26 protein-coding genes are annotated in these 26,506 nt (G+C 29.7%); 8 read left to right on the forward strand and 18 right to left on the reverse strand.

Going from position 1 to position 26,506, the window contains the following annotated elements; genetic code table 11:
- Positions 1-21: 21 nt before the first annotated feature.
- Complete coding sequence (locus SYNTR_RS03805) at positions 22-912, reverse strand: DUF4397 domain-containing protein (RefSeq protein WP_197079180.1); 891 nt, start codon at positions 910-912, stop codon at positions 22-24.
- Positions 913-1,063: 151 nt separating this feature from the next.
- Complete coding sequence (locus SYNTR_RS03810; protein ID WP_156203278.1) at positions 1,064-2,353, reverse strand: uracil-xanthine permease family protein; 1,290 nt, start codon at positions 2,351-2,353, stop codon at positions 1,064-1,066.
- A 227-nt stretch (positions 2,354-2,580) separates the two neighbouring features.
- On the opposite strand from SYNTR_RS03810, the gene uvsE reads away from it, so the two are divergent.
- Positions 2,581-3,540 carry a UV DNA damage repair endonuclease UvsE gene (gene uvsE, locus SYNTR_RS03815; protein ID WP_156203279.1) on the forward strand — a complete coding sequence of 320 codons (960 nt, stop codon included), beginning with the start codon at positions 2,581-2,583 and terminating at the stop codon, positions 3,538-3,540.
- 229 nt (positions 3,541-3,769) lie between these two features.
- Here uvsE and SYNTR_RS03820 read toward each other — a convergent pair whose 3' ends face one another.
- Positions 3,770-4,849 carry an NAD(P)/FAD-dependent oxidoreductase gene (locus SYNTR_RS03820; protein WP_156203280.1) on the reverse strand — a complete coding sequence of 360 codons (1,080 nt, stop codon included), beginning with the start codon at positions 4,847-4,849 and terminating at the stop codon, positions 3,770-3,772.
- 420 nt (positions 4,850-5,269) lie between these two features.
- Between SYNTR_RS03820 and SYNTR_RS03825 the strand changes: the two genes are divergently transcribed.
- Positions 5,270-6,070, forward strand: coding sequence for a universal stress protein (locus SYNTR_RS03825; RefSeq protein ID WP_156203281.1), 801 nt, complete (start codon positions 5,270-5,272; stop codon positions 6,068-6,070).
- 14 nt (positions 6,071-6,084) lie between these two features.
- The gene (locus tag SYNTR_RS03830; RefSeq protein ID WP_156203282.1) at positions 6,085-7,572 is read left to right on the forward strand and encodes a glycine betaine uptake BCCT transporter; all 1,488 of its coding nucleotides are present in this window, start codon (positions 6,085-6,087) and stop codon (positions 7,570-7,572) included.
- A 52-nt stretch (positions 7,573-7,624) separates the two neighbouring features.
- On the opposite strand, the gene cysK is transcribed toward SYNTR_RS03830, so the two are convergent.
- From cysK to SYNTR_RS03880, 10 genes are all read right to left on the reverse strand, one after another.
- Positions 7,625-8,557 carry a cysteine synthase A gene (gene cysK, locus SYNTR_RS03835; RefSeq protein ID WP_156203283.1) on the reverse strand — a complete coding sequence of 311 codons (933 nt, stop codon included), beginning with the start codon at positions 8,555-8,557 and terminating at the stop codon, positions 7,625-7,627.
- A gap of 33 nt (positions 8,558-8,590) precedes the next feature.
- Positions 8,591-8,953 carry a Fe-S cluster assembly scaffold protein NifU gene (gene nifU, locus SYNTR_RS03840; RefSeq protein ID WP_156203284.1) on the reverse strand — a complete coding sequence of 121 codons (363 nt, stop codon included), beginning with the start codon at positions 8,951-8,953 and terminating at the stop codon, positions 8,591-8,593.
- A complete protein-coding gene (gene nifS, locus SYNTR_RS03845) occupies positions 8,954-10,123 on the reverse strand; it encodes a cysteine desulfurase NifS (RefSeq protein WP_156203285.1) in 1,170 nt (389 codons plus the stop codon).
- 22 nt (positions 10,124-10,145) lie between these two features.
- Complete coding sequence (locus SYNTR_RS03850; RefSeq protein ID WP_156203286.1) at positions 10,146-10,571, reverse strand: RrF2 family transcriptional regulator; 426 nt, start codon at positions 10,569-10,571, stop codon at positions 10,146-10,148.
- Between the two features lie 143 nt (positions 10,572-10,714).
- Complete coding sequence (locus tag SYNTR_RS03855; protein WP_156203287.1) at positions 10,715-10,954, reverse strand: YkuS family protein; 240 nt, start codon at positions 10,952-10,954, stop codon at positions 10,715-10,717.
- A gap of 62 nt (positions 10,955-11,016) precedes the next feature.
- Positions 11,017-13,221: a heavy metal translocating P-type ATPase gene (locus SYNTR_RS03860; protein WP_420885509.1), complete on the reverse strand. Its 2,205-nt coding sequence runs from the start codon at positions 13,219-13,221 to the stop codon at positions 11,017-11,019.
- A 38-nt stretch (positions 13,222-13,259) separates the two neighbouring features.
- Positions 13,260-13,619 (reverse strand): ArsR/SmtB family transcription factor, encoded by a 360-nt coding sequence (locus SYNTR_RS03865; protein ID WP_156203289.1) that lies wholly within the window; start codon positions 13,617-13,619, stop codon positions 13,260-13,262.
- A 339-nt stretch (positions 13,620-13,958) separates the two neighbouring features.
- Positions 13,959-14,357 (reverse strand): gamma-glutamylcyclotransferase family protein, encoded by a 399-nt coding sequence (locus SYNTR_RS03870; RefSeq protein WP_197079181.1) that lies wholly within the window; start codon positions 14,355-14,357, stop codon positions 13,959-13,961.
- 66 nt (positions 14,358-14,423) lie between these two features.
- Complete coding sequence (locus tag SYNTR_RS03875) at positions 14,424-15,143, reverse strand: M15 family metallopeptidase (protein ID WP_156203291.1); 720 nt, start codon at positions 15,141-15,143, stop codon at positions 14,424-14,426.
- Between the two features lie 245 nt (positions 15,144-15,388).
- A complete protein-coding gene (locus SYNTR_RS03880; protein ID WP_156203292.1) occupies positions 15,389-16,642 on the reverse strand; it encodes a stalk domain-containing protein in 1,254 nt (417 codons plus the stop codon).
- An 83-nt stretch (positions 16,643-16,725) separates the two neighbouring features.
- On the opposite strand from SYNTR_RS03880, the gene SYNTR_RS03885 reads away from it, so the two are divergent.
- Complete coding sequence (locus SYNTR_RS03885; protein WP_156203293.1) at positions 16,726-17,565, forward strand: aminotransferase class IV; 840 nt, start codon at positions 16,726-16,728, stop codon at positions 17,563-17,565.
- A gap of 40 nt (positions 17,566-17,605) precedes the next feature.
- On the opposite strand, the gene SYNTR_RS03890 is transcribed toward SYNTR_RS03885, so the two are convergent.
- On the reverse strand, positions 17,606-17,950 hold the full coding sequence (locus tag SYNTR_RS03890; RefSeq protein ID WP_420885506.1) for a four-helix bundle copper-binding protein: 345 nt from the start codon (positions 17,948-17,950) through the stop codon (positions 17,606-17,608).
- 132 nt (positions 17,951-18,082) lie between these two features.
- Between SYNTR_RS03890 and SYNTR_RS03895 the strand changes: the two genes are divergently transcribed.
- On the forward strand, positions 18,083-18,277 hold the full coding sequence (locus SYNTR_RS03895) for a B-box zinc finger protein (protein ID WP_156203294.1): 195 nt from the start codon (positions 18,083-18,085) through the stop codon (positions 18,275-18,277).
- A gap of 126 nt (positions 18,278-18,403) precedes the next feature.
- On the opposite strand, the gene lipA is transcribed toward SYNTR_RS03895, so the two are convergent.
- The 3 genes from lipA to SYNTR_RS03910 all read right to left on the reverse strand — a co-directional run bounded on the left by lipA (position 18,404) and on the right by SYNTR_RS03910 (position 20,741).
- Positions 18,404-19,267 (reverse strand): lipoyl synthase, encoded by an 864-nt coding sequence (lipA, locus tag SYNTR_RS03900; protein ID WP_156203295.1) that lies wholly within the window; start codon positions 19,265-19,267, stop codon positions 18,404-18,406.
- Positions 19,236-19,934: a lipoyl(octanoyl) transferase LipB gene (gene lipB, locus SYNTR_RS03905; protein WP_156203296.1), complete on the reverse strand. Its 699-nt coding sequence runs from the start codon at positions 19,932-19,934 to the stop codon at positions 19,236-19,238. The genes lipA and lipB overlap by 32 nt, the downstream gene beginning before the upstream one ends.
- A 282-nt stretch (positions 19,935-20,216) precedes the next feature.
- Positions 20,217-20,741 (reverse strand): NUDIX domain-containing protein, encoded by a 525-nt coding sequence (locus tag SYNTR_RS03910; RefSeq protein ID WP_197079182.1) that lies wholly within the window; start codon positions 20,739-20,741, stop codon positions 20,217-20,219.
- 403 nt (positions 20,742-21,144) lie between these two features.
- Here SYNTR_RS03910 and SYNTR_RS03915 point away from each other — a divergent pair, with 403 nt between their 5' ends.
- The 3 genes from SYNTR_RS03915 to SYNTR_RS03925 all read left to right on the forward strand — a co-directional run bounded on the left by SYNTR_RS03915 (position 21,145) and on the right by SYNTR_RS03925 (position 25,311).
- On the forward strand, positions 21,145-22,707 hold the full coding sequence (locus tag SYNTR_RS03915; protein ID WP_156203297.1) for a spore germination protein: 1,563 nt from the start codon (positions 21,145-21,147) through the stop codon (positions 22,705-22,707).
- A 16-nt stretch (positions 22,708-22,723) separates the two neighbouring features.
- Complete coding sequence (locus SYNTR_RS03920) at positions 22,724-23,956, forward strand: Ger(x)C family spore germination protein (RefSeq protein WP_197079183.1); 1,233 nt, start codon at positions 22,724-22,726, stop codon at positions 23,954-23,956.
- A 257-nt stretch (positions 23,957-24,213) separates the two neighbouring features.
- Positions 24,214-25,311, forward strand: a complete 1,098-nt coding sequence (locus SYNTR_RS03925; RefSeq protein WP_156203299.1) for a GerAB/ArcD/ProY family transporter — start codon at positions 24,214-24,216, stop codon at positions 25,309-25,311.
- Here the strand turns inward: SYNTR_RS03925 and SYNTR_RS03930 are convergent.
- On the reverse strand, positions 25,308-26,498 hold the full coding sequence (locus tag SYNTR_RS03930) for an MFS transporter (RefSeq protein WP_197079184.1): 1,191 nt from the start codon (positions 26,496-26,498) through the stop codon (positions 25,308-25,310). The genes SYNTR_RS03925 and SYNTR_RS03930 overlap by 4 nt on opposite strands.
- Between the last annotated feature and the right edge of the window lie 8 nt (positions 26,499-26,506).

A 26,506-nucleotide genomic window follows, 5' to 3' on the forward strand; every position in this document is an offset into this window, starting at 1 on the left:
AAAAATATTATTAATACAACACTAACGGTAAATAAAGTTAATTTTAACTGAATTAACTTTATTATTTATGGGTATAGTATTTTCGTCTACAATTTCTGTCACTTGGGGCTCTTCAACATTAACAATTTCTTCACTTTCATCGCTTATATCTTCTTGCCTAGGTAATTCAATAGGTTCTTCTTTAGGTTCTACTATATTTTCTTCAATTACTGTTTCAATATTTTCTTCATCATCACGTTCTTCATCAATATCTTCATTACTTACTTCACTTTCGTCCTTAGCTTCATTATCTTCACTATGTCTGCCAAGCCAAGGTATAAAATCTTCAAAGTATATAGCTTGTAATGGTGGTTCATCCTCGAGGAGTCCGACTGCATATAGAGTATAAGCTTTTCCTGGTTCAAATAAAATGTCATATACATTTAGTAAAATGACATCGGAGCTTGCAGGGCGAACTTCAAAATCATATACTCCAGAATCAACTGCGATATAGTCTGTGACTTCTGTGAATGCAACATCACTAAATAATATAGCATCACTTTCTAGTAGCCCAATATCTACATTAGGCGCATCTGGTACTAAATGAGCAAATCTGACTATTGCTCTACTTGGTTCAATATGCTGATATTCACTTGCAATTGGAAGTAAGCTAACATCAGGTAAAACACCAATAGCAGTTAGAGTAAATACAGTATCAGGTAAAATCTCAAATTCGACATCTATAACTGGTTTTTTCTTTACTCCAGTAGGGAATACCTGAATATTATACATCCCTGGCTCAACAGGAAGATAATCAGTTATATCTTTATAAGCCAGGTTTTCAACTATTAGATTGCCATCAGCATATACATCAACTGGTGGGGTACATGGTGAAGCATGTAGCACTCTAATTAGTGACTTATTATTTTCCAATAGTATTCACACCTCTCAATTTGTTCTATTACAACATATTCAAAATATCCAAAAATAGTTCATGAAATTATCTAATTTAGTTCATTAATACTAATAATTGTTAAATTAAGAGAGGTTAGCTTTTCGCAGTAAAACTAGAGATGTAATTTAATTAATTAACATTTTTAGTAAATATAATATGTTCCATTATTAATACTGTTATAACTCCCATTACAAAACCATTTCCTATTACTGGTGTTATGTAAGCTGGAAATGTCGCCAATATATCTTGTGGTAAATAGGCAACGATAATTCCAATTAGTAAAGGCAAACCTATTATTAGCCCATTATTAAATAAATTTTCGCTTTGGCTTTCAAAAGCCATCATTAAACCTGCTGCAACTTGAGATGTCATTAAATATATTAGTACACTTCCAATTATTACTGATGGTATATTAGTTATTAATCCAATAAACAATGGTGAAAAAGATAATAACAATAAACCTAAACCAGCAGGTATTAAAGTATACCTAGATGCACAGCTAGTAGCAGTAATTATTCCTGGGCTTAAAGAAAAATTAACTGGTCCAATTACACCGTATAGTCCTGCTAACATATTCCCTACTCCAGTAAAAAAAATTCCTTTGGTAGTTCTCTTATCCATATTGTCAGCCTGAACTATACTTCCAGTTGATTGTATTGACCCTAAATCATTTATAGATAATGCTAGGAAGGAAACTAAAAATGCTAATATAACACTTATATTTATAGAAAATTTAAAATCAACAGGAGTTATATACCAAGATATAAGATTTAAATTAGCAAAATCAATTACATAATTGTACTGAGGGAATATAAAAGTATATAACAAACTACCAAATATTATAGCCCAGATTACTAAGGTGGATTTTAAAATTCCACTAATATACTTGCTAATAAGAAAGATAACTAATATAAAAAGTAAGGCGAAAATCAAATTAATTGTAGGTGATACTGTACTGTTTATATCTATAATTAAATCCATAATCGTAGGTGTTAGTGTAAATGCAATTAATAACAATATGACAGCAATTACTCTAGAGGTGAATAACATTTTTATAAAATTAAAAAGACCTGTTATAGCTAAAAAAGCTAATACAAATCCTCCAATAAAAATAGAAGTATATACCGTGCTCATTGTTTCAGCTTGAGTAGCTATTATTCCGATTAATAATACACCAGCTGGGCCGGTAATTAACGGAAGTCTATGACCCCAAAAAAGCTGTACTAAAAGTAAAACTGACATTACAAAAAAAACTTTTTGCATATATATTATTTGCGCTGATATATCAGTAAAGTGAAGTGAAGCAACAACAATTCCTATTATTATTAAAGGTGGAATAGCTAGAATTAACCACTGTAATCCAAATAGTAATAGCTCGCCAATTGGTGGTCGATCCTCTAGCTTGTATTTAAAATCCATAAACAATCCTCTCAATTTATATATATTAATTACAATCCTATTACAAAATTTAAGAATTATCCAATATGTTGTTTATTATTATTTGCAAAATCACTAATATATGATTTTTTATAATAAGTAGTTTACCTAAGTTATTTAATTAATACCTATAAATGCAATTGCTCAAACTAAAAAGAAACAATTATTGTTTGCATATAGCTAAATATACTTTGGGATGGTGATATTTTTTGATTATTAGATTTGGTTATGTAGCTATGTCCGCGATTTTGAAAGACTGTTCTCCATCAAAAACTATTACAGTTGCAAACCTTTCAAAAATTAATAATAAACAATTAAGGCATGAAAAATTATTAGCATTAGCTAAACAAAACATAAAAAATACTCAGCGACTTTTTTATCACAATAAAGCACATGGCATACAACTATTTCGTATAACCTCAAAATTAATCCCATTAGCAACACATAATGTTGTTGACCAATGGGATTGGGTTAATGATTTAAGAAGTGATTTGAAGTTATTAGGCGATTTTGCCAAAAAAAACAAATTTAGAATTAGCGCACATCCTGACCATTTTACACTGTTAAACTCACCTAAGAAAGAAATACTAGAAAGTTCTATTAGAGATTTAGAATATCATCATCTAATTTTAGAAAGTATGGGATTAGATTATTCATCTAAACTTGTAATACATGTTGGAGGAAGTTATAAGAACAAATTAGAATCTATAAAAAGATTTATAGCAAATCACCATAATATACCGAAACATCTAAAACAAAGAATAGTATTAGAAAATGATGATAAAACATATACCTCAAATGAAGTGCTAAATATTTGCAAAGAACTTCAAATTCCTATGGTTTTAGATATTCATCATCATTGGTGTAATAATGACGGTGATGATGTTGCCAACTACTTAATAGATGTTTTTAATACATGGAAAAATGAACCTTATCCACCTAAAATACATATTTCTAGTCCCAAAAACGAAAAATCCTTTCGCAGTCATGCAGATAATATTGATTTACATTTCTTTCTAAACTTCTTGAATAAAGCTAAGGAAATTAATCGAGATTTTGATGTAATGATAGAGGCTAAAAATAAAGATTTAGCATTATTTAATTTAATGAACGAATTAAGAGAAGTAGATAATATTAAATTTTTAGGTGAGAGTATAATAGAAATATAAAGTGAGAAAAGCACTTATTTAACATTGGTTTCACTGCGAAAAGCTAAAATTAAACTATGTGATCGGCTGAGCTAACATGTTTATCACGCCACTCATCGACCTTCATCTTGATTTTGGCTTAGTGCTTATTATCTAAAATGAATTTTATTTATATTCTATTTTTAATATTAAAGTATTAAAGATATATTGATTATTTAATACTTTTATATGAATGAAATAATTTACCTAATTATAATTTGTTTTTAAACTTTTCCTTACTCGTTAATAATTTTGCAGCAAGTGATATAGGCGATAAAGAGGGATTTAAAATAAAATTTTGAATTTGATGCATATTTATTAATGAGATAATTTCATCAAAATCATCATTATTAAATTGATTTAATGAATGGCGTAAAGCTAGTGAATCTTCATAAAGTTTATCATACCATTTTGTTAAGTTATTATAATTCTTGCCATTAATAATCGACTCTGCTGCTTGAATACCACTAATTATAGATGTTATCTGTCCAAATCCAGCAAAGGGTTCTATAAAACCTCCTGAGTTCCCGATAAATATAATATTATCAAGTTGACGTGTACGAATCTTTCCTATACGCATTTCTTCTACTTTAAAAGTAGTGTTTGGTAATGGATCTATATTAAGATAATCAACCGTTTTTTCCCAAAGCTTATCTATTTCTTCATGAGATGAAGGGCCAGCAGCCACCGAAAGACAAGCTTCATTTTCATCAAATGGCAGGAAGAAAACATAACCTTGCTTACTTAAATTTTGATTAAACCATATTCTTATTGAACCAGTGTTGAAATTGCCTTTTACAATACATCCTTTTAAAAAAGGCTCAATATCAGATTTCCATAAACCCATATTTAAAGGAATTATTGCATCACCTGTTGCTACTACAACATAGTCAAAATCATTTTTTAGATCCTTCAAATCATGTTGTTGCTCAAAATGTATTTTTGTTTTTAACTGACTTTCTAATTGGCATTCCCAAGAACGCATGTCATGTCCGCGGATAGTGGTATATCCTATATTACTCCCTTTTATTAAAGCTTTTTTATTCGGTGAATTTACTTCTATAGTATGAATCATACTTGTTGGTTGTAAATTAATACCTGAAATTTTATTAATATAAGCTAAGCTATTTTTAATTGGCCTATGCATTAATTCAATCACAGCTTCAACATTAGGAAACCTTTCTCCTACCCTATGATGTTTTTCAAAAATAATTGGTTGTATACCTTTTCTTTCTAGACAAATTGCACATGACAATCCAGCTAATCCTGCACCCATTATTGCTATTTTCAATAAAATTCAATCCTTTTTTAATAATTATTAAGGTAGCTTTAGCTATTATAATAAAAATTATTCAATTCATAGGAATACGCTTAGCCAATAGTAAATAATATAGGCTTTATAATAAAAAAATTATACATTGCTGTTAACTATTCTTTTTATAACATGAAAAAAATAAAAATAGCGAATTAAAAATTATTATATTAGACCCATATTCTAAGATAGATTAAAATAAAATTAGATAAAACATATTTGTCTGCTACAAAAAGTAACTACAAAAAAATTAAGGCTGAGCTAACTTGTTTATCTAAGTCCGAATAGTAATGCGTGGTGCATAGAGCATGTTTGCTCAGCCGATTCCATAGCCTAAGTTTAGTTTTTCGCAGTGAAACCATACTTTTATTTTAATCTAGATTTAAGGGAGTGAGAGGTTTGTTTGAAAAAGTCCTTTTTCCCGTTGACATAAATAAAGAAATGAAAAAAATTATTAAAGATTTTAATTTAATAGATAGTTTAGGTATTAAAAAGATAAATCTACTTAATGTGATAAATAGTGGTTTAACTAAAAAAGAACATGTGCAAAAAGAATTATCTATATTTGCAGATACTCTTAAAGTTTGTCGAGATGTCGAAATAAGTGTGGAAATAGCAGAAGGTCATGTGGCTACAGAAATTACTAGAATAGCAAGAGAACAAAATTATGACCTTATTTATCTTCCCAGTTCTTACAAAAATATAATGTCACAAACGTTTTTGGGGAGTGTTACAAGTGATATAGTTAGATTAACTGATTCCCCTACCTTTATCCATAAGATTTTTCCTAAAGATTTGCAACCCTTAGTTATGAATAATATTTTATTTGCAACTGATTTTAAAGAAGGTGCCAATAAAGCAATTCCTTTTATTTATGATATTGGAACCCACTCAACCAGATTAATTATTCAACATGTAGGTAGAAGGGCTGCTGATCCTTTAACTGAAAAACAACGCATAAGATGGGTCGAACAAAATTTAATGTTTTTAAAAGAAAATTTTTCACCATATTTTAATGAAATAATACTTAATTGTGCTATTGGAGTTCCATCTGTTGAGATAAATAGATTATCATCTAAGGAAAAAATAGATTTAATTATAGTTGGGAGAAGTAATTATTCATTTAAAAAGAAATTACTTGGATCTACCTCTGAAAGATTAGTTAATACTACTAGGTCATCATTACTTTTAATACCTTAATGGATGTGATTAATATGTTTAAAAATATTGTTTTTAGAACATCTTTATTTATAATTTTGCTAATAGCTGCCATAGGCATTTATAATCCTATATTACTAGAAGAAATATCTACAACAATTTATACTTACATTATTGAATGGTTTGGTTGGACTTATCAGCTCATTGTTTTTCTGTTTTTAATATTTTGTATAGGTTTAGCATTTAGTAAATACGGTAATGTTAAATTAGGCAAAGATCATGAGAAAGCCCAATATAGCTATTTTGCATGGCTTAGCATGTTATTTGCTGCTGGAATGGGAATAGGCTTAATATTTTGGGGTGTTGCAGAGCCTTTGTCTCATTTCATGAATCCACCAGACCACATTCCAAATACTTCTGGAGATGCTGCAGCTTTTGCAATGAGATATAGTTTTTTTCATTGGGGTTTACAGGCTTGGGCTATATATATCGTTATGAGTCTCTCTCTTGCATATTTTACGTTTAGGCGTGATATGCCACCGTTAATAAGTTCTACATTTTACCCTTTGTTAGGAGATAAAATTTATGGTTATCCAGGGCATTTAATTAATGTCTTAGCGATTTTTGCTACGGTATTTGGAGTTGCAACATCTTTAGGCTTAGGAGCACTTCAAATTAATAGTGGCTTATCTATGCTATATGGTATACCCGATAGTATACAATTCACCATAATTATTATTGGAGTATTGACTATACTTTTTTTAATATCGGGAGTTATAGGTTTAGATAAAGGTATGCAAATAATTAGTAAATTTAATATGTTATTAGCATTATTACTTTTACTATTCATAGTAATAATTGGACCAACAACCTATATATTTAATGTATTTATTAGCACGTTAGGTGAATATACTAATCGGCTATTAGAAATGAGTTTACAAACGTTCCCTTTCCAAGGATATGATTGGACTCAAGCATGGACAATGTTTTATTGGGCATGGTGGATAGCATGGTCACCTTTCGTGGGACTATTTATTGCTAGAATATCTCGTGGTAGAACCATAAAAGAGTTTATATTAGGAGCTCTATTTGTTCCTACATTAATAACCTTTATATGGTTTAGTGTATTTGGAGGAACTGCTCTTAATTTAGAATTGAACAAAGGAATAGCAATTGCTAATGCAGCTACTAATGAAGCATCAACAGCTTTATTTATAATGTTTCAGCAGTTTCCATTTTCAGAAATATTATCAATAATTGCAGTAATATTATTAGTTTTATTTTTTATTACATCAGCAGATGCAGCTACTTTTGTACTAGGAATAATGTCGTCAAATGGAGATATGCATCCTAGACCAATTAAAAAACTTGTTTGGGGGCTAACTCAGTCAATTCTAGCTGCTGTTCTATTAATATCGGGAGGATTAGTAGCTCTACAACAAATGTCTATTGCTGCAGCTCTTCCCTTTTCATTAATAATGGTGTTAATGTGTTATAATTTACTAGTCGCTTTATATGAAGAAAAAAACAATCCATATTTATAATATTAATATAGATTGTTTTTTTATAAAAAGCAAATTATCCTTCTTGTTTTGATTATTCAACTTTATACAATTCACATGACAAATATCGTTCCCCTGTATCAGGCAATAAAACAACAATGTTTTTATTAATATAATTATCTCTACGTGCAATCTCGGTTGCTGCATGTAGAGTAGCACCAGAAGAAATACCTACAATAAGACCTTCTGATTTTGCTACTAAACGTGCAGCCTTAAAAGCATCTTCATTTTCTACTGTAATAATTTCATCTATAATTTCAGTATTTAAAACTTCAGGTATAAAACCGGCACCAATACCCTGAATCTTATGAGCAGAAGGTTTGCCACCAGATAAAACAGGTGAACTTAAAGGCTCAACAGCAATAATTTTTATATCAGAATTTAAACTTTTTAGTATTTCACCAACTCCAGTTATTGTTCCACCTGTACCTACTCCAGCAATAAATACGTCAATATTTCCTGCCGTATCAGCTAGTATTTCATTAGCTGTTGTTTTACGGTGTATATCTGGATTAGCCATATTGTTAAACTGTTGCATTATATAAGAGTTTTCTATAGATTTATTTAGATTTTCTGCTTTTCTTATAGCACCACTCATTCCCTTTTCACCTGGTGTTAATACTAATTCAGCACCAAGTGCTTCAAATAAAAGCTTACGTTCTATACTCATTGTTTCAGGCATTGTTAAAATAAGCTTATATCCTCTAGATGTAGCAATAGCTGCTAATGCTACACCTGTATTACCACTAGTAGGTTCAATAAGAACTGTTTCCTTATTAATTAACTCTTTTTCTTCAGCATCTAAAATCATTGCATATGCTATTCTATCTTTTACGCTTCCTGCAGGATTAAAATATTCTAGTTTAGCAATTAGAGAATTTGATAGGTTATTCTTTTTACTATAGTTTATAAGTTTAAGTAATGGTGTTTTACCAATTAATTCAGTTATGTTATTAGCAATTTTCATGTTTTCCCTCCCTGGCATTATTAAATTATTTAATTAACGTTTTAAATAATCTTCAATTGCTTTATTAAGTGCATCTGCAGCTAAATTTGAACAGTGCATTTTTGCTGCAGGTAATCCATCAAGCTCTTTAGCAACTGATTTATTAGTTATTTGCTTTGCTTCTTCTATAGTTTTACCTTTAACCATTTCAGTTATAATACTGCTAGTAGCTATGGCAGCAGCACAACCAAAAGTTTTAAATTTTGCATCCTTAACAATATTTCCTTCTACATTTATTTTTATATGCATTATATCTCCACATGTAGCATTACCAACTTCGCCAATTCCATTAGCTTTTTCTAAATTACCACTATTTCTAGGATTCATAAAATGATCTAATACTTTTTCACTATACATTTATTCTCCTCCTCTTAAAAATAACGGTGACATTTCTCTTAATTTGTTTACAATTTCAATTAATGTATTTGCAACGAATTTAATTTCCTTTTCAGTATTATCTTTTCCTAAGGTCAATCGTAATGAACCATGTGCAATTTCATGTGGTAGTCCAATGGCACGAAGAACGTGTGATGGTTCTAAAGCACCTGAAGTACAAGCTGAACCACTTGAAGCCATAATTCCTTTAGCATCAAGCATTAATATAATTGATTCACCTTCTATATATTTAAAACATAAACTCAATACACCAGGTAATTTACAATCAGGATGACCAGTTACAAAAGTATCAGGTATATTATCAATAATAGTATCTTGTAATTGTTTAGTTAGATTATTAATTTTATCATTACGTGATTTCAGGTTTAATTTTGCTAATCTAGCAGCTTCACCAAAGCCAACTATACCTGAAACGTTTTCTGTTCCTGACCTAAGATTACGTTCTTGACTACCACCATGTATAAATTTTTCTATTTTTGTTTTTTTCTTTATATATAAACATCCAATTCCCTTAGGTCCGTATAGTTTATGACTAGATGCTGATAGTAAATCTACTCCTAATTCCTTAACATCAACTAAGATTTTGCCCATAGATTGTACAGCATCAGTATGAAATGCACTTCCTGCTTCATGAGCTATTTCTACTAACTCCCTTATAGGTTGAATAGTGCCAATTTCATTGTTTGAGTGCATAATAGAAACTAAAGAAGTAGAATTTTTTATAGCATTTTTAAGTTCTGCTTTACTTACAAGTCCATATTGGTCTACTGGTAACAAAGTTATTTCAAAACCATTCTTTTCTAAGTACTTACAAGTTTCTAAAACTGCAGGGTGCTCAATCATAGATGTAATAAAATGATTTCCTTTGTGACGATTAGCTAACATATATGATATTATAGCTTGGTTATTAGCTTCTGTACCTCCGCTAGTAAAATAAATTTCATCTGAAGATGCGTTTAACAAATTAGCTATGTTATTTCTAGCTTCTTCGATAGCATGTTTTGATTTTTGTCCTAATGAATAAACACTAGATGGATTACCAAACATCTCACAAAAATATGGTTTCATTTTTTCAAAGACTTCAACATCAACTGGAGTTGTAGCACCATGATCCATGTATATTAAGTTCATAAGGGTCACCTCCAAAATATTATTAAAATTTTATTGATTTTTGTTCATTTAATAAATCTTTCAAAGTATAAGAGTTTAATATATCTGTTACACAATCACGCACTTTATACCATATATTTTTTGTTACACAACTTTCAAAACGGTTGCATTTCTCTGGAGAAGATTCATTTACACAATCAACAGGTGCTATTGGACCTTCGAGAACACGAATAATATCTAAAACAGTAATTTCAGATGGTTTTTTACCTAAAATATAACCACCTTGAGAGCCACGTATACTTTTTAGTAAACCTGCTTGTTTTAATGGTAATAATAACTGTTCTAAATAACGTACCGATAAATCTTGTCTTTGGGCTATTGTTTTACTCGGAATTGGGTCATTGTTTTCATTAGATGCAATTTCAATCATAGCTCTTAAGCCATACCTGCTTTTAGTAGAAAATTTCAAATTTTATACCCCTTTTAATATAACTTTTTTCACAACAAACTCTACTATATTTATAGGAATTGTAGTATAAAAAAATAATTGTTTCAAGTTCAAATTAATTTTTATATATAAAACAGTAGGCAAAAGCCTACTGTTTAGAAGTTTTATTGACTTGTAATATCTGTTAATATTTGTTCAGGTGTTTTTCCTAGAGCATTTATAACGGGTACTTTTACGGCTAATTCTTGCATACCCATTAAATTTTCATCTGCACCTGAAATAACAACCGCTAATATTTGTTTTTCGAATGCATCTTCTACAGGTATTACTTGATACCCATTTGTATTAAGATAATCTTTAACATGACTTAAATTACCTTCTACAGCTACTAATTTGCTATCCATTATTTCACCTCCATAGGAATTATTTAATGAATAACATTAGTATTGTTAATTAATAGATAATTTTATTCACTCATTAAAATTCTCATGGAATTCAATATGGCTAAAATAGAAACACCTACATCTGCAAATATAGCTGCCCACATTGTGGCTAAACCAAAGACCCCAAGAGATAATACAAGTGCCTTAATACCTAGTGCAAAAACAATATTTTGCCATACAATTGTTTTTGTTTTCTTAGCTACTTGTAAGCCTTTTAATAACTTTGAAGGTTCATCAGTCATTAATACTACATCTGCTGCTTCTATAGCTGCATCAGAGCCAATTCCACCCATAGCTATTCCTATATCAGCTCTAGCTAAAACCGGAGCATCATTAATTCCATCACCTATAAAAGCTAAATGCTTATTTTCACCTTTTTGACTATCTAATTTTTCTAGTTGCTCAACCTTTTGATGTGGAAGTAGTTCGGCATAAACTTCATCTATACCAAGAGAATTTCCAATAGCTAATCCTACAGATTGATTATCTCCAGTTAACATAACTGTTTTGTTAATGCCAAATTTCTTTAATTTATCAATTGTATCTTTTGAATCTTCTTTGATAGTGTCAGCGATCATAATATAGCCAACATATTGTCCATTTATAGCAACATACACAATTGTACCTGGTTGATTAATCTCTTCACACTCAATATTTTCTTTTAGCATTAATTTATAATTACCTACAACTACTTTAGTATCATTCATAATAATTTTATTACCATGTCCAGATATTTCTTCATAATGATTAATTTTTTCTTCAATTGGTTGTTTACCATATGCTTCTAAAATAGAAGAAGCAATTGGATGATTAGAAAAAGATTCAGCATAAGCTGCTAGTTCTAACAATTCATCACCAGAAACAGTATTAATCGGATTAATAGAAGTAACCTTAAAATTACCTTTAGTTAATGTTCCAGTTTTATCAAAAACAATTGTATCCACAAAATTTAATGCTTCTAAATAATTACCACCTTTTACTAAAATACCTTTTTTTGAGGCGGAGCCAATACCGGCAAAAAATCCTAATGGTATTGATAATACTAATGCACATGGACAAGAAATAACTAAAAATATAAGTGCTCTATAAATCCAATCATTAAAACTAGCGCCAGGTATAGCTAGTGGTGGAATTATAGCTATAGCAATAGCTGCAAATACTACTATAGGAGTATATACTTTTGCAAACTTAGTTATAAAATTCTCAGTTGGTGCTTTATTAGTACTAGCATTTTCTACTAATTCTAATATTTTAGATACAGTGGAGTCTTCAAATTCTTTAGTAACTTTAATATGAAGCAAACCATTTAAATTTATAGAACCAGCTAATACTTCTCCTCCTTGAGATACATCACGAGGAATTGACTCGCCGGTTAATGCTTTTGTGTCTATCATAGAAGAACCTTCGGATATAATTCCATCTAATGGAATCTTTTCCCCCGGTTTTACTGCTATAATATCATTGATCTTTATTTGCTCTGGAGAAACTTTAACTATGGAGCCATTTTTCATTAAATTTGCATAATCAGGTCTAATATCCATTAAATCCGCAATAGATTCTCTTGATCTATTAACTGCAATATCCTGTAAGAGATCACCAGTTTGGAAAAAAATCATTACAGCTACTGCTTCTGGATATTGTTGTATAGCAAAAGCGCCTATTGTAGCAACAGACAGTAAAAAGTTTTCATCAAATACTTGTCCAGTTCGAATATTATTTACGGCTCTTAATAAAATATCTGTTCCCACTATTAAGTAAGCGGCAATAAATAATGTAAGCTGGGTAACAAATGTTAAATCTAAAACCATAGCAAAAAGAAAAATAACTGTAGCTATAGCTATTCTAGCTACTTTTAACTTAAGTTGTTTGTTTGCTAATATAGACGAAAAATTATTAACTAAATTTTTTTCATAACCTAGTCTTTCTTTTTCATCCTTGTCTACTAGCTCAACAAAGGATTCAATATTTTTTATTATATTTTTACTTGAAAAGATAATTTTATCGAATTTACTGGGATCATTAATATCTAATATTAATGTTTTAGTAAAAAAATTAATTGATGCTCTTGATACTCCATCTAGCATATTAATTTTTTCTTCCATTTTTGTAGCACAACTAGCACACCCTAAACCCTCAAGTATAAACTCTTTTCGAATGGAGGTTTTGTTATTTTGACCGTTCATGTAATCATTCTCCTGTTCGAGTGCTAGTTTATCTATTTTAACCATTGTTGACATGAATTATAGACCTCCTCTTCCCCATTAATCTATTCGGTTACATGCTCATATCCTTGTGAAAAAAGTGTACTAATATGATCATCATCTAATGAATAATAAACTACTTTTCCTTTTCTACGAAACTTCACAAGTTTTTGACCACGTAGAATTCTTAGTTGATGTGAAACTGCTGATTGACTAACACCGATTACAGCTGCTATGTCACATACACATAAATCTTTTTGCATTAATGCATAAATTACTTTAATTCTAGTTGGATCTCCTAGCACTTTAAATAGTTCTGCTAGTGACTTTGCAGTTTCTTCATTAAGCATATTTTTTGATACTTCTTCTACATATTCCTCATGAATACAGTGAATTTGGCATGTATCTATATGGTTTTTATCCATACTTATCCCCCTCAACAACTTAACAAATGAACATCTATTCAGATGATAATATAACGATACTTATGAAAAATAAAACTGTCAATGTGAATAAATAACAATGAATAGGATATATTTTAAAAAAAAAGCTGATACTGCTGCAAAAAGTGACTACAAAAAACTAAAGGCTGAGCAAACATGTTTATCTAAGTCTCGAATAGCAAGGCGTAGTGCATAGATCACGGCTAAGTATAAATAAACTGATTAGTTTTTCACAGTAAAACCAAATCTTAAAAAAACAAAAAAAGAAAGCAAAAAGCTTTCCTAACAGATAACTTATATATTATTATCTACAAAGACATTCTATCCTAATTTATATTTAAGCCAATCTCCTGATTTGATTTTAGTCCCTATTAATGGGAGTTTATTTTTATCTTTCCATAAATAAACATAAGTTTCCTTTTTTTCTGAGCCAGTTTGAGCTATTGTTTTAACTCGTATATATAAATTATTTTTATTTTTATAACCATAATAACCTTCATAGTCATCAAGTCTGGGTAAGATTACATTTATTTTTTTTAATGTTAAGAGTTCACCATATACAAAACCTTTTCCTAATATTACTGCCGGATATCCATATGGAAGGTCATATAATATTCCTCTTATTTTAGCGACTTCTCTTTTTAAAACAAAATCATTAATAAGTTCATAACTTCCCATATCAGATCTTAAAGTACCATAGACAAAAACTCTATTTAACATAGTAATAATCATTCCCCTAGTTTTTGTTATAGTTTATACAAATTTAATTAAAGATGTTAAAAATATTTAGTCATTAAAACCAGGGATTTCAGAACTGTCTATTACCTCATACTTATCTCTGTCTGAATCAACAAAGTGCCACCATTCAAAAAAGATGCTTTCAAAGCCATTATTTATCATTATTTCTTCTAAAAGAATTGAATTTTCAGCGGCTTCTTGTGGGATATCAGTATAGTCTCGATTAGCTCTAGGTGTAAAATCATCAAATTCACTAGGCATAAGTAATTCATATCCTTCATTATCTACTAATGTAACATCTACAGCTGCCCCAGTAGAGTGAAATGAGTAACCTGTATGTGGATTTGCAACATATCTTGAATCAGGCATAATTTCCCATAATTTAAATTGAGCTTCTGGTGGTCTATATGGGTCCCAAACCTTAAGTGAATATCCGTGTTGCTCTGCTTCGTTCTGAGCATTATTTAATTTTTCAGCAGTTCCTCTTCTAAGATACGCAATATCAGTATCATATACCGATTCTCCAAATACATTATTATCAGTTGCATATCTTAACTCAATTATTACATTAGGTGCAATTTCATTTATTTCAACCATATCATAAGGTGATGTTTCTACAACTTCTGTATTTGGTTTATTTGTTGGTTTTTCTTCAAGTGCTTCTTTTTTTACAGGCATTTGTTCTAAATTATAAGAAACAAAAAACAAATACATTATTGCTAAAACAGAAAACGTTAATAAATTTCTTCGATTAAACCAATTTTTCATTTAATCCTACCTCCGCAAAAATTTACTTATTTGTATTTTTGTCATTGTTTTATTAAAAATACCCAAAACACATGTTTGGGCACTGGGAAATTATATTTCATAATAAATTATTTCTAAAACTATAAAATGTTTTATATTACAAAAGTAGCATTAGAAACAGTTTTTAATTAAGATAATAAAATAAAAAACCTGTGATTAAAGGTAAATCCCTTCAATCACAGGAATTATAGTTCAACAAGAATTATTTAATTAGTTATAATGTTAGTCTTTAATAAGTCCCATTTTTCTTCAGCAACTAAACCTAATCTCCATATTGCTATACCATATAAGTCATAACGTTTAGCTATACCAATTTTAGGTAATAAGCTTTCATATGATTCACTTGGTATAGAAATACCTAAAATTATTTTTTCTTTATCAACTTTTTCTAAGGCAAGTTCTATAGCTTCAATTACTAAGTGAATCGGCTCTGGTTTGGGACCATAATCATATGCCATTATAATGATTTTATCTGCATATTTACCTAACTCACTATAATCATAACCTTTATAATAGCTATTTAAAGGATGTAATGTAAGAGTTAATTTTTTATCTAATTCTGTTAACTCTTTATAAAGCAATCTCACAAAATTGTTAAAATCCTCTTGTGTTTTTTTAAGCTCCTCATTTTTATCACTCAATCCTAAACCTTCTAAATCTAAATTGACACCGTCATACATATATACTTCATCAATTATTGAAGAAATAAGGTTATTAACTTTATCTTCATTTTGTAAAATGTTATTTAATTGCCTATTTTTATTTGTAGCATGAATTACCATTTCAGTAGTTATATTATATTCTTCAGCTTTAGTTAAAACAATTTCATAACCACTTGGTTTTTGCCATCCTGTTTTACTGTTAGTTGTTAGCATTCCTTCATCGGTAAGGCCATACCAACCAAGTGCTAATGAATCAATAACATCTGTATTACCTTTTTCAGTTTGGGGATAAGGTGTACCAAACAAATCAGTCCAACTACTTGTTTGAGAATCACCTAAGGCATAAAATCCAGTGACATTCATATCAGTGGGAAATGACTTTATAACTACTTTTCTTTCACTATTTTTCCAATTAACTTCACAACCAAAAGATTCCGCAAAAAATCTCGCTGGTATTAATGTCCTATCATCTATTATAACTGGAGCAGAATCTAAATTATAAGGTTTATCATTAATATAGGCGATATCATTATCTATTTGTAATCTAATTAATGTATTATCATTCCAAGCACTTACAGTGCGACTTTCACTGTGCCAATCTACATCTATGTTTAATGATTCAGCAATAGCTCGAAAAGGCACCATTGTACGGTCATTTGCAATTTGTGGATTTACATCAAAATCTACTTGTAATCCATCAATTGTAACTCTAATTTCGTCATCATTTGCCATAGTATAATTGGGAAAAAACATAATTAAAGTTAGAATAGTAATTAACACCAAAAATATTTTTTTCATATTATTTATCCTCATTTTTTATTTTAATTTAATTATAGGATAAGTATATAATATATGGCAAGAAATCATAGGAGGATTAAACTATGGAAAAAACAATTCAACCATTTTTTATTTATAATGATGAAATAAAGGATAGTAATGAATTTAATAAAAATTTAATACAAGGTTTAAATATATATGAAGTTATAAGAGTTATTAAAGGTGTTCCCTTATTCTTAGAAGACCATCTTGAAAGAATGGAAAATTCATTTAAAATAACAGGGTTAACACTTCCTATTAGTACTGAAAGGATTATTGAGAGAATTAACTTACTAATAAGTAAGAATAGTTATGTGGATGGCAATATCAAATTTCTTTTTAAGTTTGAAAAAAACTTTAACAATTTATCAAAAGCAACATTTTATGCTTACTATATAAAGCACTATTATCCTACTAAAGACAAAGTCCTCTTTGGAGTAGATACTGTTTTATTTGAAGGAACCCGAGATAATCCCCATGCTAAAATTATAGATAATAATCTAAGAAACAAAATTAATGAAATATTAATGAATTCTAATGTGTATGAAGTAATCCTTTTAGATAGAAATGCATTTATAACCGAGGGTAGCAGGTCAAACTTATTTTTTGTAAAAAACAATTCACTTTATACTGCACCTTTGGCAGATGTATTACCCGGTATAACTAGAGGCTATATTATTGATATTGCAAAAAGTTTAAATTATGATGTGATTGAGAAACCAATACATCTAAATGAATTAAATATGTTTGATGGAGTATTTTTAACAGGGACATCACCAAAAGTATTGCCAATTAAAACAATTGATGATATCAAATATAAATCGGCAAATAATGAAGTGATTATAAATTTAATTAAGAAATATGATGAAGTAATAAAAAATTATATTTATTTACAAAAGAAATAAAGCCACACTTATGTGTGGCTACTAAAAATTACTAGCTAACTTATCCAGCCATTTGTCTACACATTTCTGCACACTGACGACAAATCTGCGCACATTTTTGACAATGCTCATCTTTAAACATCTCGCATTCTTGAGCACATGCATCACAGATATCAGCACAAAGCTTACACAATTCTTTTGAAAAGCCACTGTTTCTAGCCATATACTGAGCTGATAATACACATATTTGTGCACAATCGTTTAATAGTTGAATACATTGTGATCGAGCTTGTACATCTGGCTCGTCTAAGCATGCTCTAAAACATTCTTCACATGCTCGGGCACATTTTAAACATTCGTCAATGCATTGATCGAGCATTTTAGGTAAAGTCATTAATATTGACACACAAAAATCCTCCTTTCGCTTAATATTTTTAATTTTTACTATATCCTTATGTAGTATTCGAGTAGATTATGGAAATAATGGTTCAAAAAAGGTATATTATAGAATATATATAATCATTAATGGAGGGAAAGGATGACTTGTAAATTTTGTGGGAAAAAGGTAGCAGAGTTTAACTGTGAATCTTGTGGTAAACTGATTTGTACAGATTGTGCTAAAATAGAGCTCCATAGTTATGGATGTCAATCTGTTTATCATGTTGCTTATTGTTTAGACTGTGAAAGTTCATTTTTAGTACGTTTATTTAAACGATTGTTTATTAAAAAATAAAGATATTAAACTATATTCATAATATTAATTAATTAAATGTAGAAGTAATCACAAAATACTTAAGGTGAGCTAACTTTTTTATCTGAGTATTTAAATAACAAGGTGTAGTTAATGGGGAGAAAAAAATCACCCCTTTTTAAGGTAATTTAATGCTGTAGCCGCTTTATATGAACTTCTAACAAAAGGTCCGCTTTCTACAAATCTGATTCCTTTTTGTTTGGCTATATCTTTATACTCGCTAAATTGCTCTAAAGTTATATATTCTTTTACTTCTAAATGGTTTCTGGAAGGTTGTAAATATTGACCAATTGTTAAAATATCACAATTTATATTTACTAAGTCATTTATTAAGTCCAAAACATTTTGTTTTGACTCCCCTAGCCCAATCATTATTCCTGTCTTGGTTAATATTAGTGGGTTTTCTTCCTTAACAAATTGCAGCAGTTTTAATGACTTTTCATAGGAGGCTTGGGGTCTTATTAAATTATATAGAGCTGGTACAGTTTCAATATTATGATTGATTATCTCGGGTTTAGCTTTGATTATTTTTAATATAGCTTCTTTATTACCTTTAAAATCAGGAATTAAGACTTCTATACTAGTATTGGGGTTAAATTTTTTAATATTATTTATAGTTTCAACAAAATGTTCTGCCCCTCCATCATCTAAATCATCTCTAGTTACTGATGTTATAACAGCATGAGTCAAACCTAAATGCTTTACACCCTTTGCAACATTTATTGGTTCCTCTGGATCTATTTTATTGGGATTACCTTTATTAACACCACAAAAGGAGCAATTTCTAGTACAGGTATCCCCCATTAACATAAATGTTGCGGTTTTATCTTTAAAGCATTCTCCTTTATTAGGACATTTAGCACCTTCACAAACTGTGTTTAAGGATAATTCTTTGAGCATCTTATTCATTGAATTTAAACTTTTAGTTTCAGGAATTTTTTTATTCAACCAGGGTGGCTTTCTTATTGTCATAGGTATTTCTCACCTCTTCGATTGTTGTAGAAATCAATCTTGTATTAAATACATTTTCAAAACTTTGGGTAAGTGAATTTATAATTTGGGTATACTCAATATTACTATTTATGTCTTGAATTGATGTAACTCCTAAACTTAAACCACAGGGATTAATATAATTAAAATGTTCAAGATTTGTTTTGTAGTTTAATGCAAAACCATGCATTGTTGTATTTTTTTTAAAAGCAACTCCAATAGCACAAACCTTTTTATTATTTACCCAAACCCCCGTTAAACCATCATTTCTATAACTATCAATATTTATACTAGTTAATGTATCAATGATTAATTGTTCTATATTATAAATATATTTGCGAACCGAAGTTTTAAATAGCTTTAGATTAAATATTGGATATCCTACTATTTGTCCAGGTCCATGATAGGTAACTTTACCACCCCTATTAGTTTCATAAATCTCAAATCCTAATGATTTTAAATATTCAGGGTTAAGTAAAAAATCTTTATATTTTTTGCTAACTCCAATGGTGAATACTGGATAATGTTCAACTAATAAAAAAAAGCCAGGTATTGATCTATTATTATTTATTAATTCAGCTAGCTCTATTTGTATTTTATAAGAATCTTGATATTTCATTTTTCCTAAGTCAATAAAAGGGATATTCATTGAAGACCTCCACTACAAGAGTTTACAATTCATTTTATCAAACTTATATAGCATAAAAAATGCAAATTATGATAAAATACGACCATCCTCTTGACGGAACAATTGTTCTGCTGTATTATCATAATTGAAAAAAGAACAAACGTTCCATGCCAAAGGAGGTGAATTTTAAATGTTTGATGATTTTACAAAAAAAGATTTTTTACAAACCATATTAAGTACAATTAGTATGTTAATAGCAGGATACTTTATAATTGCTGGGGTGTTTATAATTTTTTAAACACCTTAGACGTTATTTGTAGGACAATCTTCTTTCAATTTTTTTATAACCTTTTTATCAGTGGAAAAGGCTAATTCTGGGAGGTTATTTAAGTTGAAAAAACCTATATCTGTTAGATCATCTCGAGCCTCAGGATAACCACCAATTATATCTCCTAAAAACCAGATACCCACACTATGCTTTTCTGGATCGTGAAAATTAGAATGAACATCATATACCCTATCTATGTTGATATCTAAATTAGTTTCCTCTTTAAATTCCCTTTTTGTTCCATCATAAACATCCTCATGGTATTCTAAATAACCACATGGAATGCACCATAGACCTTTTCTTTTGCCATATTTTCTTTTCCCAAGTAATATTTCATTTTTTTCATTAAAAACAATAGCCGCTACACCAACTGCTGGGTTTTCAAATAATATGTAAGAACAATCAGTACAGGTAAGACGAGGAATATCACCAGTTATATGTATCTGGTAATTTAACTCACTTCCACACTTTGGGCAATAAAAAAATCTTTGTTTTATCATCCTATGCACCTCATAAGTACAAAAATATTAATATATAGCTCTAGTATTTAGAATACTATAAGTAGAAATTACAAACAAATATCTATAACCTTTTTTTTCTAGGAAATGAATATAGATATAAAGCCTATAAAGAAAAAAATGAAATTATATGTGTACTAATAGAGAATAATCATTTTTCCTACAGATATTAATTAATTGAATATACAATTTGTATGGTCGGTTTGTATAACGACCTTTTTAGCATGACTTTAAAACTAAGACCAATTAGCTATTATCTTTCGACAAATACATATTTAAGAGAACTAAGGAAAAAAATAAAATATTAATCATGGTTTGCTCAGCCGATTCTATAGTCTAAGTTTGTCTTTTCACAGTGAAACCACTATTTTTTTTGAGGTGTCATATGTTTAGATTTTTATTTAATAAATTAAAATATTTAGGATTAAAGTCTGCAAATAAAACAAATCAAAATAATACAGTCATAACATCAAACTTAAAACAAAATATAGCACATTTTAAAAATAGCCTTGGTGATAGTAACGATATTATTATTCGTGAATTTAAAATAGGTAAAAAGCACAATATTGATGTAGCTTTAATATACATAGATGGGATGGCAGATGATGCATTAATTACTGAAGTAATTAAGCCACTTATGTATGACATAAATCTCAAAAACAGAAGAATACAAAATAATATTGATTATTTTAAAAATGAATTAATTGCGATTGGTGAAATTGAAACAACAAACTCATCTCCCCAACTATTAGCAGCAATATTATCCGGTGATACAGTTTTATTAATAAATAATAGTAAACAAGCAATTATTATTGATACAAAAGGATGGGTAAACCGAAATGTTGAGGAACCTGATACAGAACGTACTGTTCGAGGACCACGTGAAGGATTTACTGAAACTTTAAGGTTTAATACTACCTTACTGCGAAGAAAAATACAAAATCCAAATTTAGTATTTGAGGCTTTTACTATTGGTAAACAAACAAAAACTTTAATTTCAATAGCCTATATTAAAAATATAGCTAATCCCAAAATAGTTGAAGAAGTCAAAAGAAGAATAGAAAGAATAGATACAGATGCAATTTTAGAATCAGGTTATATTGAACAGTTTATTGAGGATGCTCCATTGTCAGTCTTTTCTACAGTAGGTAATAGTGAGAGACCTGATAAAGTAGCTGGTAAAATTCTCGAAGGAAGAGTAGCAATAATAGTTGATGGTACACCTACGGTTTTAACTGTACCTATGTTATTTATTGAAGGTTTTCAGGCTCCTGAGGATTATTATTCTAGGTATAGCTATGCAACATTGATAAGATTAGTAAGATTATTTGGTTTTCTCATAGCACTTTTATTACCTAGTATTTATATAGCTTTACATAGTTATCACCAAGAACTTGTACCAACACCTTTACTAAAAACAATGGCAACACAAACTGAAGGGACACCTTTTCCGGTAGTAATTGAAGTAATATTAATGGGATTTATCTTCGAAGTTTTACGTGAAGCAGGGGTAAGACTACCTAATCAAATAGGTCCTGCTATAACAATTGTTGGTTCATTAATTATTGGTGATGCTGCTGTACAGGCTGGTTTAGTTGGTGCCCCTGTTATTATAGTTATTGCACTTACAACTTTAACAACTTTTTTAGCAGTTCCTCATATTGATGCTGTAACAATATTACGTTATGTATTAGTACTATTAGCAGGATTGCTAGGTGGAATTGGTATTGCTGTTGGTGTTATTGCAATAGTAATACACTTAAGCTCCCTTCGTTCGTTTGGAGTACCATATCTATCACCATTAGCTCCATTAACACCTGAAGGATTACAAGATACTTTAGTTAGGTTTCCACCATGGTTACAATTAATTCGACCTAAATTAATTACTGACAATGAATATAAACAAAGCAAGAAACAAAAGCCTAGAGCCTCTAAACATAAGCACTAATTTTGGAGTTGATACTATGAATAGTAATATTAAAAATTTTATAGTTGTTTTTATAATAATTTTATTTCTATCACTTGCAGGATGTTGGGATAGGCAAGATTTGAGAGATATAGCTATAGTTTCTGCATTAGGTATTGATAAATTAGATGATGAAAATATATTACTAACTGTTCAAGTAATTAATTTACAACAATTACAACAACAAGAAGGAGCTGGGTTTTCACCCGGAGAAGAAGATTTAGCATTTGTGAATTTCAGTCATCATGGAAAAAGCTTTTTTTCAGCTAAAAGAGAGCTCACCCATACTATACCATCTAGAGTATTTGGAGGTCATACTGCTGTAATTATTTTTGGGAAAGAAAAAGCTGAAAAAGGTCTTTTACCACATTTAGATTTTATAATACGTGATTATGATTTTAGAAGGAATAAGCATGTTATAGTTGCAGATGGAAAAGCAAAAGATATTTTAAATGTTAAAACTGAAATTACACCTATACCAGGTTTTGCTATAGAACAGTTAATTGATCAAGCATGTAGACATTCGCATGCACCTAAAATTACTGTACAAGAATTTATTTTCCGGACTATGACTCCAGGTATGGTTCCAGTTGCTCCCATGATATTTATAGAATCTGAAGAAAAAGAAGGTGTAGCTGAAAATGAAGAACATGACCAAGAAGAAGTAAATCAGGAGCTAGATCAAAAGCAAGCATTATATTTAAGAGATACTGCAGTTTTTAATAAAGATGTGGAAATGGTAGGTAAATTTAACAAAGATGAAACACGCGGGATGTATTGGGTTTTTGGTGATGTTACTTCAGCTAATATTTATATTGAAGGTATTAATAATGATTTACAAGTTGCAACTGAAATTATAAGGGCATCTAGCAAAATAACCCCTATTTATGAAAATAATCGTTTTAGCATATTGGTAGAGATAAATATAAAAAGCATATTAGGTGAAGCACATAATGGTATAGATTTGCTTGATGAGAAAAACTGGGAGAAAATCAAAAAGGAACAAGCATTAGTTGTAGAAGGCGAAATAGAAAAAGCGATTAATAAAGCTAAAGATTTAAATTCAGATGTATTTGGCTTTGGTAATACTATTTATAAAAAATATCCTAATGAATGGAAACAGATTGAAGATAATTGGCATGAAAAATTTGCCGATTTAGATATTGCAATAAAAATCAAGTCTAATGTAGTTCGCTCTGAAATGATTGACAGAACACTAGAATCTAGATAAAAGTAAGGTGTTTAAATGATTTATATTTTTATAGCTTTTAGTTTTTTAATCATATGTTTAGTTGAAGTCCCTTATTTAGTTCAAAATAACTATAGGAGGGACTTAATAGTATTTTCTTTTTTTTTAATATTAGCCATAAGTCTAAGTTTTATATATATTTCAGGAATAACTATACCTTCTCCAAATAATGCAATTGAATTTGTGATTAAGAGTGTTTTTTCTATTTCCTAATAATTAAATAAGGAGTTAAAAGTTTTATGAATCTTGATCCCGGTAAAATAGCTTCATCACAATTATCATTTTTAGTTATAGGTTTTCTCATAGGTTCATCTGTTCTTTTTCCACCTGGAACATTTGCAGGTAATGCTGCATGGGCTACAGTACTTGTGGGCGCATCTATTGGATTATTATATTTATACATATATATTAAATTAATAAACAAATATCCCGGAAAAACTATTGTGGAAATTAATGAAGATATATTAGGAGTTTATCTAGGTAAGCTTTTTTCTTTTTTATATTTACTTTATTTTTTTCATTTAGGTGCTTTAGTTTTACGCAATTTTGGTGATGGTTATAAAATTTTTCTTACAAAAACACCTGTAGAGGTAATAATGTTAACATTTATTTTATTAAGTGCTTATGCTATTAAAAGTGGTATAGAAGTTATAGGAAGAACCACTGGGTTTTTTATATTAATAATATTTTTTATAATAATAATGGATACTATACTTGTCTATAGAATGGTGGAAATTGAAAGGCTTTTGCCAATGTTTGATATTAGTGTAAAAAAGTTTTTGCAAATTAGTTTTGCTGCAAGCGCTTTTCCGTTTGCTGAAATAGTAGTTTTTCTAATGATTGTGGGTTTTGTTAATAAGCAGAAAGAAACTGGTAAGGCACTGATTGTGGGTTATATTGTAGTAGTAGGGTATTTATTATTAGTTGCAATAAGAAATGTAGCAGTACTTGGTCCTTTAGTAACTGTAGAAAAATATCCTTCATTAATGGTTGTTAGGCTTATAGATGTAGCTGAAGTCTTTACACGTATTGATGTATTAGTAGCATTTATAATAGTAATTGTTGCTTTTGTAAAGATAACTATATGTTACTATGCAACAGTATTAGGAGTTGCACAGGTAACAAAAATGCAGACCTATAAGCCTTTAACTTTACCTATTGGAATATTAATGTTAATACTAGCTATAATTCAATTTGATAATGTTGCAGAAAATATTAATTTTGCTATTGATGTTTATCCTTATTATGCTCTACTCTTTCAGTTTATACTGCCATTCTTAACCTTAATCATAGGATATATTAGAAAATTCCCGGGGGCAGAGACACTTAATGACTAAGTTGATATTTGCTCAGCTTCCCTTTCTACTACTGGTACTTTGTAAAAATAGAAAGTAAATAATGAAATTATGAGTATTATTATTGCCATCGAATATGAAAATGAAAGATTTATATCTAGTAAAAACCCACCCATTGCAGGTCCTAAGGCTCTACCTAAACTATCATATCCTTGCATTATGCCCATTGCCCTACCTTGAGGCATGGTTGTTCTTTTGGAAATGGCTGCAGTAAGGGCTGGTCTACATAATCCAATCCCAGCAGCAAATATAGCCATAAATGCTATTGTGCTTTGCAAGTTCCAAGTAAATAAAAAAAGTGCAAAGCTTGTTATTATTAAAAATATTCCTGTCACTATTGTTTTATCTTCACCGAACCATTTAATAAACTTGCCTACTAGTAGACCTTGGAAAATAACTGATACTACTCCCGCAGTTGTAAAAGCCCAACCTACATCTGTAGGAGTTAAACCCAGTTTACCTTGGGAAAACAAGGCAAATGTACCATGATGGGATGCTTCTGCAATACTAACTAAAAGAGTGATTATAAATAATACTGCTATAGGAGTTCTTAAGCCTTCTAGTAAATTAGGGCGATGTAGTTTTTGGTCAACTATTCTATCTTCAGGTTTTAAGGATTCTTTAAAGAAAAGTAGAATAGCTATGAAGTTTAAACATGCTAAACCACTAGCTACAAAAAACGGTAATGATAATGAAATACTTGATAATAATCCACCCATTGCGGGACCAATAATCATACCTAAACCAAGTGAAGCACCAATAAAGCCCATACTTGCTCCTCTGTTTTCTTCACTGGTAGTATCCCCTATATAAGCCATAGCTGCAGGAATTGCAGCACAAGCGAATATTCCTCCTGCTACTCTTGCAATAAATAACATCCAAACAGAAGATGCTAAACCAAAGAGTATAAAGGTTATGCCAAACCCAATGACACCCATTAATAATACGGGTTTTCTTCCTACTTTATCTGAATAACTTCCCCAAACTGGAGCAAATATAAATTGGCATATTGCATAAATAGTTAGCAGTAAGCCTAGTTGAAATGCACTAGCCCCCATTGATTCGGCATAGTAAGGAAGTACAGGGATTATGATACTAAACCCTACTGCAACTAAAAATGTAGATAAAAATAGGGAAAGTAATTCTTTTGTAAAAATTGTATTTTTCAAGTTATTCA

Origin of the sequence: Candidatus Syntrophocurvum alkaliphilum, assembly GCF_009734445.1 — a bacterium.
In the GTDB taxonomy this organism is placed as follows: Bacteria; Bacillota; Syntrophomonadia; order Syntrophomonadales; family Syntrophomonadaceae; genus Syntrophocurvum; species Syntrophocurvum alkaliphilum.

What these genes read in the sequence shown, in the direction of transcription:
- SYNTR_RS03810 (WP_156203278.1), bottom strand. Translation starts at nt 2,353, where the DNA reads ATGGATTTTAAATACAAGCTAGAGGATCGACCACCAATTGGCGAGCTA.
- SYNTR_RS03830 (WP_156203282.1), top strand. Translation starts at nt 6,085, where the DNA reads ATGTTTAAAAATATTGTTTTTAGAACATCTTTATTTATAATTTTGCTA.
- cysK (WP_156203283.1), bottom strand. Translation starts at nt 8,557, where the DNA reads ATGAAAATTGCTAATAACATAACTGAATTAATTGGTAAAACACCATTA.
- nifU (WP_156203284.1), bottom strand. Translation starts at nt 8,953, where the DNA reads ATGTATAGTGAAAAAGTATTAGATCATTTTATGAATCCTAGAAATAGT.
- nifS (WP_156203285.1), bottom strand. Translation starts at nt 10,123, where the DNA reads ATGAACTTAATATACATGGATCATGGTGCTACAACTCCAGTTGATGTT.
- SYNTR_RS03855 (WP_156203287.1), bottom strand. Translation starts at nt 10,954, where the DNA reads ATGGATAGCAAATTAGTAGCTGTAGAAGGTAATTTAAGTCATGTTAAA.
- SYNTR_RS03860 (WP_420885509.1), bottom strand. Translation starts at nt 13,221, where the DNA reads ATGGTTAAAATAGATAAACTAGCACTCGAACAGGAGAATGATTACATG.
- SYNTR_RS03865 (WP_156203289.1), bottom strand. Translation starts at nt 13,619, where the DNA reads ATGGATAAAAACCATATAGATACATGCCAAATTCACTGTATTCATGAG.
- SYNTR_RS03870 (WP_197079181.1), bottom strand. Translation starts at nt 14,357, where the DNA reads ATGTTAAATAGAGTTTTTGTCTATGGTACTTTAAGATCTGATATGGGA.
- SYNTR_RS03875 (WP_156203291.1), bottom strand. Translation starts at nt 15,143, where the DNA reads ATGAAAAATTGGTTTAATCGAAGAAATTTATTAACGTTTTCTGTTTTA.
- SYNTR_RS03880 (WP_156203292.1), bottom strand. Translation starts at nt 16,642, where the DNA reads ATGAAAAAAATATTTTTGGTGTTAATTACTATTCTAACTTTAATTATG.
- SYNTR_RS03885 (WP_156203293.1), top strand. Translation starts at nt 16,726, where the DNA reads ATGGAAAAAACAATTCAACCATTTTTTATTTATAATGATGAAATAAAG.
- SYNTR_RS03895 (WP_156203294.1), top strand. Translation starts at nt 18,083, where the DNA reads ATGACTTGTAAATTTTGTGGGAAAAAGGTAGCAGAGTTTAACTGTGAA.
- lipA (WP_156203295.1), bottom strand. Translation starts at nt 19,267, where the DNA reads ATGACAATAAGAAAGCCACCCTGGTTGAATAAAAAAATTCCTGAAACT.
- lipB (WP_156203296.1), bottom strand. Translation starts at nt 19,934, where the DNA reads ATGAATATCCCTTTTATTGACTTAGGAAAAATGAAATATCAAGATTCT.
- SYNTR_RS03910 (WP_197079182.1), bottom strand. Translation starts at nt 20,741, where the DNA reads ATGATAAAACAAAGATTTTTTTATTGCCCAAAGTGTGGAAGTGAGTTA.
- SYNTR_RS03915 (WP_156203297.1), top strand. Translation starts at nt 21,145, where the DNA reads ATGTTTAGATTTTTATTTAATAAATTAAAATATTTAGGATTAAAGTCT.
- SYNTR_RS03920 (WP_197079183.1), top strand. Translation starts at nt 22,724, where the DNA reads ATGAATAGTAATATTAAAAATTTTATAGTTGTTTTTATAATAATTTTA.
- SYNTR_RS03925 (WP_156203299.1), top strand. Translation starts at nt 24,214, where the DNA reads ATGAATCTTGATCCCGGTAAAATAGCTTCATCACAATTATCATTTTTA.